Genomic DNA, 13,055 nt, shown 5'->3' with positions numbered 1-13,055 from the left:
CTGAAAATGAAAACACGTATCTTACTCGCCGCGTCGGCTGCCATGCTGGCCCTGTCGCCGGTCAGCACGACGCTTGCCGCGCCTGCCAAAAGCGCCGCAACCGAGGTGCCGTCGCAATTGCCGCGTAACGCCGCCCCGATCCATTACAGCATCACGGTCACACCCAACGCCGAAAAGCTCAGCTTTGAAGGCAATGTCAGAATCGAATTTCTGCTGAAGACCCCCAGCGACAGCATCACGCTGAATGCTGCGGACATTGATTTTCGCCGGGTAACCGTTGCCAAGGGTCGCGCCGCAGCAATGCCCGCCACCGCCACGGTCAACGCAGCGGCCCAGACCGCCACAATCGGCTTCGGCAAAAAACTGCCTGCCGGACGCTATACGCTGAATATCGATTATTCCGGCAAGATCCTGCAACAGGCGAACGGCCTGTTCGCCCTTGATTACAAAGACCCGCAGGGCGCCGAAAAGCGCGCTTTGTTTACGCAGTTCGAGGCCCCCGACGCCCGCCGTTTCGTACCGAGCTGGGATGAGCCCAATTATAAGGCGACCTTTGATCTGAGCGCGACGGTTCCATCCCACCAGATGGCGGTCAGCAACATGCCTGTGGCCGCCCGCCGCGACATCGGCAATGGTTTGGCAGAAGTCCGCTTCGGTACCTCGCCCAAAATGTCGACCTATTTGCTGTTCTTTGGCCTGGGCGAATTTGACCGGATCACCAAGCAGGTTGGACCGACGGAAGTCGGCGTCGTGGTTGGTAAGGGCAATGGCCCCAAGGGCCAATATGCGCTGGACGCCTCGGCCAAGCTGGTTGCCTATTATAATGACTATTTCGACACCCCCTACCCGCTTCCCAAATTGGACAATGTCGCCGGCCCCGGACAAAGCCAGTTTTTCAGCGCGATGGAAAATTGGGGCGCGATCTTCACCTTTGAGCGCGTCCTGCTGAACGACCCCAAAATTACCAGCGCCCGCACCCGTCAGGGGATTTTTTCCACCGATGCCCACGAAATTGCGCACCAATGGTTCGGCAATCTGGTCACCATGGCCTGGTGGGACGACCTGTGGCTGAACGAAGGGTTTGCAAGCTGGATGGAAAGCAAAGCAACGGCCCATTTCAACCCCGACTGGCAAAGCGAACTCGACCGTGTGAACGGCCGCGAAGGGGCAATGGGCCTCGACGCCTATGTCACCACCCATCCGGTCATTCAGAAAATCACTACCGTCGAACAGGCCAGCCAGGCATTTGATACAATTACCTATCAAAAGGGCGAGGCCGTCATCACCATGCTGGAGGCATATGCTGGCGAGAATGTATGGCGGGATGGCCTGCGCGCCTATATGAAAAAGCACGCCTATGCCAACACCCGCACCGACGATCTGTGGAACGCCGTGGAAGCCGCTGGTGCCAAAGGTCTGGTCAAGATCGCGCATGATTTCACCAAGCAGCCAGGCGTCCCCTTGCTGGAGGTCAAGTCGGCAAAATGCGTGAATGGTTCGACCCTGCTGACCCTGTCGCAGAGCGAATTTTCGCGCGACCGCAAGGCCGAGACCGCGGCAAAACCACAACGCTGGAATGTGCCGGTTATTGCGCAAGTCATCGGACAAGCGCCCGGCAAAACCGTTATTTCGAACGGCAGCGGAACATTGCAACTCGCAGGATGCGGTTCCTTTATCGTCAATGCAGGGCAAAGCGGCTATTACCGCGTGCTCTACCAGCCCGATATGATGGCCGCCCTGCAAAGGGATTTTGCAAAGCTACCGGCAATTGACCAGTTGGGATTGCTGAACGACAGCCAGAGCCTTGCCTTCAACGAATATCAGCCTGTCCGGACCGCGCTTGATCTGGTCGATGCGGTTCCATCCGACACCAGCCAGCGCGTGACCGAAGACAATGTGGCCACGTTCGGCTTTTTGTACGGATTGTTCGAAAAGGATGCACCGCGCCAGGCCAAATTGGCAAAGCTCGCCAGCGCCCGCTTTGGTCCGGCACTGGCAAAGCTCGGCTTCCGCCAATCGCCTTCGGATTCGACGCTCGACGCCAATTTGCGCAGTTCGCTGATCAGCACTCTTGGCTATATGGGCGATCCTGCGGTAGTTGCCGAGGCCAAGCGGTTGTTCGCCGAACTGGAAACCAATCCGGCGGCATTGGATGGCCCCCTGCGCACAACATGGCTGGGCGTTATCGCGCAAAATGCCAATCAGGCCGATTGGGACAAGATGCGCAAACTCGGTCAGACAGCCGAAAGCTTTCTTGTAAAATCCAGCATGTACCGCTTGCTGGGCGCGGCCCGGGACACGGCCCTTGCAAAGCAGGCACTCGACCTCGCGCTTACCAAGGAACCCGGCCCGACGCTGAGTGCGGCGATCATCAACGGCGTATCGGGTGACCATCCCGATCTGGCCGTCGATTTTGCACTGGCCAATCGCGAGGCGGTAGAGGCACTGGTCGATGTATCATCCAAGTCAGAATTTATTCCGGGCCTTGGCTACGGTTCAAGCGACCCCGCCATGATTGGCAAGCTTGAGGCCTATGCCAAAGCCTATCTGTCGCCGGAATCGCGCAAACCGGTGGATCAGGCCATTGCCGCGATCCAGACCCGCATCAAGTCGCAACCGCGGATCCGGACCGAAACATCGGCATGGCTGGATGAAAAGGTGGCGCAATAACCCGATCTGTGGGCGGCAAGCATTTCGATGCTTGAAGGAGCAAAGGCTTGCCGCCTAATATCGGATAAGAAGGATGCGCGAGGCGTCCGAAAATATCTGTCGAAAGGGGGATCGGCCGACATGAATACCATCGCTATCAAATTGGCGCTTTGTGCAGGGGCAATGGCCCTCACACAAGCTGCGGCTGCCCAGAACAGAGCGGATCTTTCGGACGGGCACGGACCGTCCTCGGTAACCCAGCGCGGGGCGGCGGTGATGGCCAGCGTCAAAATTTCTCTGGATGGCCCGCGCAACAGGCCACCGACACAGGGGCCGGTACGCTTCGATCTGGTCGCCGGACCGAGTTTCCGGCTGTCCGATGGGCAGCCCCTGCAGCGCAGCGCAACGATCAATGGCGACGGCTTCAGACTTTCCTTCATTCCCAACCATTCCACCAAGTTGAGCCTGAACGGGCAACCTCTGGCGACGCATTATTTCAATCTGTCCGCTGCGGAATCCGAAGCGAAAAAGGGAGGCGGCGGACCGAGTGCCCTCGCCATAGCCGGCGGCGTGATTGTTCTGGGACTTGGCGTGGCTTATCTGGCGCTGGAGGATGCGGTCGATTGCAACGAGAACGGACAATATGTCTGTGAGTAGCTTTTAAAAGACTATTCCAGCACTTTGCGTTTTTGTGTGAAACCATTCCTCTCCCCTTTAGGGGAAGAGGGAAGTTTTAGCATGCCCTGTCCTCAATCCTTATACATGCCGTTCAGCCGCGCCGCATAGCGTTCGCGGATGACGTGGCGGCGAATCTTCATGCTCGGGGTCATTTCGCCATTTTCGATGGTGAAGGGTTCGTCGGTCAGTTCAAACTGGCGGACCTTTTCCGTCACCGACAAATCCGCATTCACCCTGTCAACAGCGGCACGCAGCGCCGAGCGATATTGGGGATTGTCATTCAGGTCGGCAAAATCGCATTTGATATCCTGCGCCCGGCACCATTCCAGCGTCCATTCGGGATCGGGAACGATCAGCCCGACAATATAGGGCCGCTTGTCGCCCGACACCATCGCCTGCAGGATTTCGGGTTGCAACGTCAGCATCCCCTCCACCTTCTGGGGTGCGATATTGTCGCCCTTGTCATTGACGATCAGGTCTTTCTTGCGGTCCGTAATCGCAATCCGGCCCTTGTCATCAATATAACCGATATCGCCGGTATGCAGCCAGCCGTCGATAATGACGCGATCCGTCTCGGCCTTGTTGCGCCAATAGCCGCGCATGACCAGCGGCCCGCGCACCAGAATTTCGCCATCATCGGCAATTTTGACCTCGGTGTTTTTTAGCGGCGGCCCCACCGTATCCATCTTCAGACCGACGCTGGGCCGGTTGCAACTGATCACCGGACCCGCTTCGGTCTGGCCATAGCCCTGCAACAGGGTGATCCCCAGCGACTGGAAGAAAACACCGATATCGGGGTTGAGCGGCGCGCCTCCTGACACCATGGCCTTCATCCGTCCGCCAAAGCGGGCCTGTATTTTGGGCTTGATCGTCCGCGACAGCAATACGCGCATGGGCGCGTCGCGCAGGCGCTTATTGCCCTTATAATCGCGCTCGCCAATGGTCAGCGCCTTGTCGAGCAGATAGTTGGGGAATTTGCCCTGTTTCTCGACCGCCTTGATCATCCGCTGGCGCAACACCTCGAACAGGCGGGGGACGACGACCATGATGGTCGGGCGCGTTTCCTCGATATTGGAGGCAAGCTTTTCGAGGCCTTCCGCATAATAGATTTGCGCGCCGACGCCGATGGGCAGGAACTGGCCGCCCGAATGTTCATAGGCATGGCTGAGCGGCAGGAAGGAGAGGAAGACTTCTTCCTCATCCAGCCCGAAATCTTCGCGCAGCACGGCGGCCGCGCCATCGGCGTTATGCAGGATTGCGCCATGCTGCTGCATCACGCCGCGCGGCGCACCGCCGGTGCCGCTGGTGTAGATGATGCAGGCAAGGTCGTCACGGGTGACGGTAGCCATCGCCGCTTCGGTGGCGCGCACATCGGCATCGGTACCGTTGACCATCTCGTGCCAGTTGTGGATCGACAACTGCCCCTGCTGCGTTGCCTGCAGCGGCTCCATGGCGATGATGAATTCGGCCTCGGACGAGCGGATCGCGGCAGGCATAAGCGTCTTGGCAAGCTTTGCCGTCGACACGACGACGGCACGCGCCGCGCTATTGTCCAGAATATGCTGGTGATCGCGTTCGGTGTTGGTGATGTAGGTCGGCACCGTGACACAGCCTGCGGCCATGATACCGAGGTCGGCAATGCACCATTCGGGCCGGTTTTCGGACACCAGCATGACCCGGTCGCCCTTTTGCAACCCAAGCTGGCGCAGCGACTTTGCGAAACCGGCGACCTGGCGCGCGGTTTCGGCCCAGCTCAGCGAGCTCCAGCCATTTTCCTTCTTGGCCCAAAGGAAGGGCGCATCGCCCCGGTAGCGGGCCCGCGCAAGGAACATCGACACCAGATTGGAAAAGCTGTCAAAATCGTCAAATTGTTCGGCAGCCACAATTCTCTCCTCGGACTATTCCGGTCGGCCCTTTTTCGAACCTTAACCCCGTCGCCGTTGCTAGCGCGGCCTGCGGTGCAGCGCAATCAGGCTTTCGTTCTAAACCCTATCAATGCACGCTTGCGGTTGGTGCGGCGGGGGCCTTTTTCGGTGCCGTCACCGTGACCCTGCCCTTGTCGTCCAAAGTCGCCGACGTGCCTTCGCTGCGCGGGTCGGACGCGCCGGTCCACCCGCCTGCCCCCCATTGCGCGCCATTGACCTTCGATCCCAGATCGGCCGCACGCACCTTTTGCCCATAGGCGGAAAGCGTTTCGACCATCGGGACCAGCGCGCTGTCCGCTTCGACCTGCAGTTCGCCGGACCCGAAATAGATATTGGGCAACGCGATGGCCTGATCCAGCGGCAGGCCGAAATCCAGCACGCCGACAAGCGTCTTGGCGACATGCATGATGATCCGCTTGCCGCCTGCCGAACCAAGGGTCAGGACCGCCCGGCCATCCCGGTCGAACACGACCGTCGGCGACATGGACGACAAAGGCCGCTTGCCGCCCGTCACGCGGTTTGCCACCGGCGCGCCATCTTTTTCAGGGGCGAAGGTGAAATCGGTAAGCTCGTTATTCAGGAAAAATCCGCCTGCCACCAACTGGCTTCCGAAGACGCTTTCGATAGTCGACGTCATATTGGCGACATTGCCCTTGGCATCGACGGCGGCGAAATGTGTGGTGCCCGCCACTTCGCTCGACAGAGCCGCCGTGCGCGGCAGTGCGCCGGGGGGTGTCCCTGCAGGATAGTCCGCACGCGCCTTGTCCGGATCGATCAGGGCCGAGCGTTGCTTCAGATATTCAGGGTCGAGTAGGCCCTTCACCGGCACCTCGACAAAGTCGCTGTCGCCCAGATATTTTTCCCGGTCGGCATAGGCAAGCTGCATCGCCTGACCCAGCAGGAACCAGCTTTTGGGGTTATCCTTCCCCAGCGCCGCCATGTCGAACCGCTGCAGGCTGCCCAGAATCTGCAGCACGGTGGTCGCGCCTGAAGAAGGCGGTCCCATGCCGCAGACGACATAGACGCGGTAGGGCGCGCACACGGCGGCCTGTTCCTTGACCCGGTATTTTTCCAGATCGGTCAGCGTCATGTCACCGGCGCCGACCTTGCTGGTGGTGACGGCATCGACAATCTGCTTGGCAATGGCGCCCTTGTAAAAGGCATCCGGTCCCTTCTTGGCGATCAGCTTTAACGTCGCCGCCAGCTTGGGGTTGCGGATGGTGGTTCCGGCAACCGCCGGTTTGCCGTCCACCCAGTAAATCGACCGCGCCTCGTCAAAATTGGGCCACAGCCGCTCAACCATCTTCAGCCGGGATTCGAGCGTGGCGTTGACCACATACCCCTTCTGCGCAAGGCGGATGGCCGGCTTGAACAGCGTCGCCCAGGGCAGCTTGCCCCATTTCTTGTGCGCTTCGGCCATAAGGGCGATATTGCCCGGAACGCCCACCGACCGGCCGCCCTGGAACGCCTGTAAAAAGGGCATGGGCTTTCCGTCCGGCCCGACAAACCGGTCCGGCGTCGCCGCGGCAGGGGCCGTTTCGCGGCCGTTGATCGTGCTCAATATCCCCTTGCCCGCGTCCTGGTACATCAGGAACCCGCCGCCGCCGATCCCGCTCGATTGCGGCTCCACCACGGTCAGCGCCAGCATCATCGCCATGGCCGCATCCGCCGCCGTGCCGCCTTGCTTCAGCATTTCCATCCCGGCCTCTGTCACCCGCGGGTCAGCAGAGGACGCGACACCTACCGAGTTGGCCGAAGCATTTTGGGGCACCAGCGCAAGTGCAAAGAGCGCGATCAAAAATCTTTTCATAAACCGTGCTCTACGGTCAGGACCTTCCAATTGCAAAGTCCCTTTTTCAGGCGTCCACCCCGACAGCGTCGGCAAGAGAAGCAAAACCGTCCGCTTTCAACAGCCGGGCGAGCCCTGTGTTAATACGCCGGGCGAGCCCCGGCCCTTCATATACCAGCGCGCTGTAAATCTGCACCAGCGACGCCCCGGCCCGTATGCGGGCATAAGCATCTTCGGCACTGGCAATACCACCCACGCCGATCAGGGGCATCTGCCCGCCGCTCGCCTTGCGGAAATCGGCCAGCCGCTGCTGCGCCAGATCGCGCAAGGGCGCACCCGACAGGCCGCCGCTTTCATCCCGGTGGGAAGATTGCAGGGCCGGACGGCTGATGGTCGTGTTGGACACGATCAAGGCCGCTATCCCGCGTGCAATGGCGACCTGCACAATGTCGTCGATATCCGCCGGTTGCAAATCGGGCGCGACTTTCAGGAAAACAGGCCGCCCAAAAGTCCGCGCGTCCATGGACTGCGCCAAAAGGTCATCCAGAGCCGCCTTGTCCTGCAGCGCACGCAGGCCGGGCGTATTGGGCGAACTGATGTTGATGGTCAGATAATCGGCAAAACGCTCCATATTGCGGACACCGGTCACATAGTCCGCGATGCGGTCCGCACTGTCCTTATTGGCGCCGATGTTGATGCCAACAGGTCCTGCGCCCTTGTCCCGGACCAGATGCGCCAGCCGCGCCATTGCATCGGCCTGCCCGCCATTGTTGAACCCCATACGGTTGATAACGGCCCGATCTTCGACAAGACGGAACAGCCGCGGTTGCGGATTCCCCGCCTGCGGCAACGGTGTCAGGGTGCCGACCTCGGTAAAGCCGAAACCCAGGCGCAATATCTCCAGCGGCACCTCCGCATTTTTGTCATATCCCGCCGCCAGACCCACGGGACTAGGGAAATCCAGCGAGGCCACATTCTGCGCCAATATGGGATCGGGCGCGCCCAGAGAAACGATCGGAGCCGCCTTGAGCATGGCAAGCGACAGATTATGGGCCCGTTCGGCACCGGAGAGAAACAGGAATGGACGGAGAAAGGCATAGAGCATGGGTTCGCCTATCCTACACAATAAAATCCGACGCAATCCCGCTGTCATAGAAATGCAAGAAACCACAATTTCCAGTATGTTAACGATAACGAAAAATAGGTTGGCCGAAAATGTCAAATGTAATCGTTGGCGATGACGATTCCGTGCAAGAGGCTTTTACATTTTACGTGAATAGAGGGGGTGCGACCCGAAGGGCTCGACGTCGAAAGACGCCAAGTTCTTTTTCCTGTCAGGCCCGCTGGAAACAGCGGGTCTTTTTTTGTGAACCGTCGCGGTGTATGACCGAAGCTGGAGATGGGTCGCACTATGCTTGACGTAAGTTATGAAGCGCCGGGAGAACGGCTGGCCGAACTCGTGTCGTCATTCTATCGCCTCGATTTTGCAGGCGACCATTTTTCGGAACTTGAACGCGCGGACCGGGCACAGTTTCGGTTTCAGTTGAAAGGCCATGGCGAATATCATTTTGCCGATGGCACAATGTCACCCTCTTTCCCTGTCACCATCATCGGGCCAACCACCGCGCCGGTATTGGCCAAATCCAATTGCCCCTTGTCCATATTTGGATGGGGCATGCCGACCGCCGGCTGGGTTGCACTGATGGGCAACAATGCCGGCGCCTATGTCGACAAGGCGCTGGACGCGCGGCACATATTCGGCGACTGGATCATGGAAATCCGGGATGAACTGATCGCCGCGTCGGATTTTGCCGAGCAGGTGGAAATCGGCTGCCTCGCGGCCGAGAACATATTCCGCCACAAATCGACGGCGCCTTTTGAATTTACATCCTTGGTGGACGCCTGGCTGATTAGCGATGGCGACCCCAGTGTCGAAAGCCTAGCCAACCAGTCGGGCCTATCCCAGCGGCAGCTCGAACGCATGACCAAACGCTATTATGGATTGCCGCCCAAAAAACTGGCCCGCAAATATCGGGCATTGCGGGCGGCCCAATCCCTCGCCCATGGCGACAGTCTGGATGAAACAGGTCTGGCGCTTGCCTTTTATGACCAGTCGCACCTGATCCGCGAGGTGAAACAGTTTACCGGCCTTACCCCCGGCCAGTTACGGAGCGGCCAATCCACATTGACGCGTGCCACAATGAAGGGAAGGCGTGCCTTGGGCGGTAAAGTCAGTCCGCTGGTTTCGGAGAGTTAGGGGCCGATTCGGACACACTTCCCCCCGGCGCCTTGCGGCGCCGCAAATTGGTCCGCAACGCCTCACGCAAACGCGCTTCCCGGTCGTTTTGCTTCTTGTCCGACTTCTTTTCCATGATCCACCGTTGCCAAATGCAGCCAATCCGCGCAAGCGACTTGACAAGGGGCCATTCCCTTCGCATAGGGCCGCACCTTCGGTGTAAGCTGCTGTAGCTCAGTGGTAGAGCGCGTCATTGGTAATGACGAGGTCGGGAGTTCAATCCTCCCCAGCAGCACCATCCCTTTGGATAGGTAATCCCAAAATCATATGCGAAAGTGCCTTCCCGTTGGGAGAGGCTTTGGGTCCTGCTTGGGGGCGCTTTGCGTTACCTCTAGTCGTAGCCAAGGCTAACGAGCTAACAGAACTTTTAACTTTGCTCCTTCTATTTCGACCCAGTTCAGTATTGCATTCGAGCATGCTGATGGCTCCGGTGGAAAGCTAGCTACATCTCGAAAAGTGAAAAAGTCAGAATATATTCGATACCAATCTTTGTCCGGTTTTCCTTCCAGAGCTAGTAAAGCATCATCTTTTTCGTTAGCCAACTGGATGTAAACCTTTGGAGCGAATGAAACTGGCCGACCTGTTTGTTCCTCTATTTCTTCTAAATATAACCCCTCCCCTCGATCGGGGAACCAGATGCCTGTCGCGACATAGGTATTGCTATCGTATCGCTCCGTTTTAGCGAGAAACCTGTAAGCATTAAAGGATCCACCCTCTGCGTCAGCAGAAGCCCAGACTACCCTGCCATTGGAGGGAGCCAATCCGTTGAGTTTTCCGATCATCTCATTGACGAGTTTTGTGAATGGATCCACGACTTCAATGAAATTTGCTAGGGCGGAGAAGTCTCGATATTCGGGGTAGGCATCTTGCATTCCATGTCTCTCCAAAAAACACCAGTAAGCAGCTACAAGGGTCCGGTAATGTTCTTGCTCGCTGGCGTCTGCACAAACGTCTTTAAGTAAACAGGCAATTTGGCTCCAGCTCGTGCAGTTTCTGCCGAGAGTTTCATAAGCAGGGTGCTTTGAACCGTTGGTAATAAAATCCTCGGGTACTGGTGTCTGATGAGTTACAAACACAAGTCCTTGAATTAGCCCAGTCCTGTCGAACTTCTGGTGTTGCAGCCAGTACCCATATCGGTGAAGTTGGTTTTCAACATCTCCCACTTCTGTTTTCTGTTCGTCGACGTGACTAGCCACCTTGTTTTCAAACAGAAGCCAAGGTTGGCTGGGTTCGCATCCGCCTTGCTGTTTCATGGGCGCTATCGAGATGATGAGGTCTGGTCGCTGCGTTCTGGTGGCCCCGCGTCCAATCGTTACCTGGGTAGAAATTGAAATGTCGCCATGGATTTGCGCAATTGCATTTTCTGATTGCCCGGTCAGCGCCGACATAAATTTTGAAAACGGCTCTTTTGGCAATGCACGTAAAATTGCAGCCAAGCATTCAGTCAACCAGTCTTCGTAATTGTTCTTCCCTTCCCTCTGACGATAGCGATAGAGGTCGGAGAATAAGTCGCTCATAACCCCTACGTGTCATTCGTAAGCGTGCTGGTCAAGGTCGGTTGGCAGGACTTGGCGTAGCCTTTACGCAGGCGCCGGCAGTGATGGGGCCGGTTACGACTGCGGTTTTTGAAGATGGTTGCGGCAACCTAATCCAAATTGTCCAACGACACTAGTGGCAGCTATCCACAACAAAACTGCCATTCGGTCCGCGATTTTAAGCCTTCGTTAGCTGCCGTTGGATCGTCTCCCAAATGAAAGGCAACTTTCCAGCGATACGCCCTAAAAGCGGACTTTCAGGACAAGACAACATAGCAGACATAGCTGCTCGTTTCGGTGTCGCTGACATTCCGGACCCTCCATTGGTCAAAGTCGCGCCTTGGTGAAACGCGACAACGTAGAGCGGACGAGCGAAAGGGAAATTAATACGCCGAGATTGAACAATGCGGTTGTCAGCGACCCACTGGCAAACGCTGTGCTGATGGCCATCTGCCAGCGGAACAGCCAGTCGGATTGGGGAACGGGTCGGATCGCAAAGCTAATCTGGGTCATGGTTTTTTCTCGCCCGTTCCCGCAATGGTGCCCCAGTCAATCGGGCACCATTGCGGTGCGGTTTCATCAATAGATGGGGGTCAGTTCAAATGTCAGAAATTGTAGCTCACGCCGACAAGCGTCTGGTGGCGGTCATATTGTCCGCCATTGGTGCCGAAATCGCTGTAGCGATACTCCGCACGGGCAGAAACGCGATCGCTGATCGCATATTCGAGGCCGCCGCCAATCTGCATGCCGTCGAGATTGTCTGACGTGCTCAAGAGGCCGCTGGCCGCCGCGAGCGTTGTGCGAATGCGAGTATTGGCATAACCGCCGCGGACATAGATCAGCGCTTTGTCGGTCACGAGATAGCCTGCACGCGCAGACAGGTCGAAGCTGTAGCGCGGGTCGATTGTGAGCGCCCGTCCGGCAGATGTGGCGCTGATCCGGTCGTCGACCGTTGCGCTGATGCCAGCTTCGGCGCCAATTACGATTTGGTCCGTCGCCTTTACGTTGTACCCGGCATAGCCGCCCAGTACGAGCGCATCGCGCGAGACTTCGCCGGTGATTGGCCGCGTTTCGATGCGATCGGCAATTTCGCCCCGTTCCCAGCCGGCAGTAACGCCAACATAGGGGCCGTTAAAGGTTTCGGCTTGGGCGGGAGCCGCCGCTGCACCAAACGCAGCGACGACAGCAAAGGATATGAGAGAGGATTTCATTATGTTTCTCCAGTTGGTGGCCCCATGTCGGGGTGGACTGGAGGTAGGCGCATCGTAGAGTAGTTATAATATGACGAAAGTGAAAGATATTATTCCGATTGATGGAATAGATGAGTTGATTGTCTGGAATGCATGCGGCCGTTCTACAGCCACATAGATAAAAACACGGACGTCGGTCTTCTTACAGCCATCTCGAGATGCGCGATGGATCTTCTTCAAATTCGGCAACGAATTGCGGCGCAGCGCCCGTCTCTAATTGAGTTACCTAAACGATCAAACCTGAGCAGTCTGATGCCACGCAAGAGTTGGACTAGGAATCCGCATCCTTTGCCGTATTTCGTCCGCAAACTCACGCGTCGAAAGAATCTCCAGCAACTTCAAAGCCAGCTCAATTCCAGTACCTGGCCCGGTTGAGCTCATTATATGACCATCAATTACAAGAGGTCTGTCGACAAAAAGAGCGCCATAGCTCTCCAACTCTGTTTTGCGTTTGCCGCCCGGTTGGTGGTAAACGGTTGCTTCTTTCCCTGTGAGAATGCCGGCGGCCGCCAGTGCGATCGAAGCTACGCAAACTGCGGCTATTGGTGCCTGCCGGTTGTGGAAGTTGCGAATGACTTCGAGAAATGGTTCGGACAGCGCTTCTTGATAAAAGCCTGCATCCTCGAAGCCCCCCGGTATCACCAAGGCATCAAAATCCTCGGGATTGATTTCAGCCAACAGCTTTTCGGGAAGGACATCAAATCCAAAGGTCGTTTTAATGGGACTTCGCAAGCCAACCGACAGTTGTTCAAATGGGGCAGCACCATAAATATTCGCCCAACCGAAGACTTCCGTAAAACAACCAGCCTCCATGACCTCAAAGCCATTGGCCAATAAAATCAGCACCCGTTTTCGCATTGACCTACCCCTGTTCGGTCAGACCCGTTCAGGTCTGCGAGCGCGGTAGCACGATTAGGAAGTCATTGCGATGAC

Annotated in this window: 10 protein-coding genes and 1 tRNA gene; 4 read left to right on the top strand and 7 right to left on the bottom strand. The window is 57.4% G+C overall.

From position 1 onward, the window contains the following. The first annotated feature begins 6 nt into the window (after positions 1–6). Both FOM92_RS15720 and FOM92_RS15715 read left to right on the top strand, forming a co-directional pair. Positions 7–2,670 (top strand): M1 family metallopeptidase, encoded by a 2,664-nt coding sequence (locus FOM92_RS15720; RefSeq protein WP_246087337.1) that lies wholly within the window; start codon positions 7–9, stop codon positions 2,668–2,670. A gap of 120 nt (positions 2,671–2,790) precedes the next feature. After that, positions 2,791–3,306, top strand: a complete 516-nt coding sequence (locus FOM92_RS15715) for a hypothetical protein (protein WP_143777742.1) — start codon at positions 2,791–2,793, stop codon at positions 3,304–3,306. 92 nt (positions 3,307–3,398) lie between these two features. Here FOM92_RS15715 and FOM92_RS15710 read toward each other — a convergent pair whose 3' ends face one another. From FOM92_RS15710 to FOM92_RS15700, 3 genes are all read right to left on the bottom strand, one after another. Further along, positions 3,399–5,159: an AMP-dependent synthetase/ligase gene (locus tag FOM92_RS15710; RefSeq protein WP_143777905.1), complete on the bottom strand. Its 1,761-nt coding sequence runs from the start codon at positions 5,157–5,159 to the stop codon at positions 3,399–3,401. Positions 5,160–5,319: 160 nt separating this feature from the next. Next, on the bottom strand, positions 5,320–7,062 hold the full coding sequence (ggt, locus tag FOM92_RS15705) for a gamma-glutamyltransferase (protein WP_143777741.1): 1,743 nt from the start codon (positions 7,060–7,062) through the stop codon (positions 5,320–5,322). 46 nt (positions 7,063–7,108) lie between these two features. Then, positions 7,109–8,146 (bottom strand): quinone-dependent dihydroorotate dehydrogenase, encoded by a 1,038-nt coding sequence (locus FOM92_RS15700; RefSeq protein ID WP_143777740.1) that lies wholly within the window; start codon positions 8,144–8,146, stop codon positions 7,109–7,111. 306 nt (positions 8,147–8,452) lie between these two features. Here FOM92_RS15700 and FOM92_RS15695 point away from each other — a divergent pair, with 306 nt between their 5' ends. Both FOM92_RS15695 and FOM92_RS15685 read left to right on the top strand, forming a co-directional pair. Then, positions 8,453–9,298: a helix-turn-helix transcriptional regulator gene (locus FOM92_RS15695; protein ID WP_246087336.1), complete on the top strand. Its 846-nt coding sequence runs from the start codon at positions 8,453–8,455 to the stop codon at positions 9,296–9,298. Between the two features lie 202 nt (positions 9,299–9,500). Continuing rightward, positions 9,501–9,575, top strand: a tRNA-Thr gene (locus tag FOM92_RS15685). A 109-nt stretch (positions 9,576–9,684) separates the two neighbouring features. On the opposite strand, the gene FOM92_RS15680 is transcribed toward FOM92_RS15685, so the two are convergent. From FOM92_RS15680 to FOM92_RS15660, 4 genes are all read right to left on the bottom strand, one after another. Then, on the bottom strand, positions 9,685–10,854 hold the full coding sequence (locus FOM92_RS15680; RefSeq protein ID WP_143777737.1) for a hypothetical protein: 1,170 nt from the start codon (positions 10,852–10,854) through the stop codon (positions 9,685–9,687). 345 nt (positions 10,855–11,199) lie between these two features. Beyond that, positions 11,200–11,385 carry a hypothetical protein gene (locus FOM92_RS15670; protein WP_143777736.1) on the bottom strand — a complete coding sequence of 62 codons (186 nt, stop codon included), beginning with the start codon at positions 11,383–11,385 and terminating at the stop codon, positions 11,200–11,202. A gap of 92 nt (positions 11,386–11,477) precedes the next feature. After that, positions 11,478–12,083: an outer membrane protein gene (locus FOM92_RS15665; protein WP_143777735.1), complete on the bottom strand. Its 606-nt coding sequence runs from the start codon at positions 12,081–12,083 to the stop codon at positions 11,478–11,480. 273 nt (positions 12,084–12,356) lie between these two features. Further along, complete coding sequence (locus FOM92_RS15660; RefSeq protein WP_143777734.1) at positions 12,357–12,980, bottom strand: DJ-1/PfpI family protein; 624 nt, start codon at positions 12,978–12,980, stop codon at positions 12,357–12,359. Positions 12,981–13,055 lie beyond the last annotated feature (75 nt).

Origin of the sequence: Sphingorhabdus contaminans, assembly GCF_007280415.1 — a bacterium.
Taxonomy (GTDB): domain Bacteria; phylum Pseudomonadota; class Alphaproteobacteria; order Sphingomonadales; family Sphingomonadaceae; genus Sphingorhabdus_B; species Sphingorhabdus_B contaminans.
The sequence above is the reverse complement of the archived record's forward strand: the minus strand, read 5'-3'. Positions and strand labels throughout refer to the sequence as shown.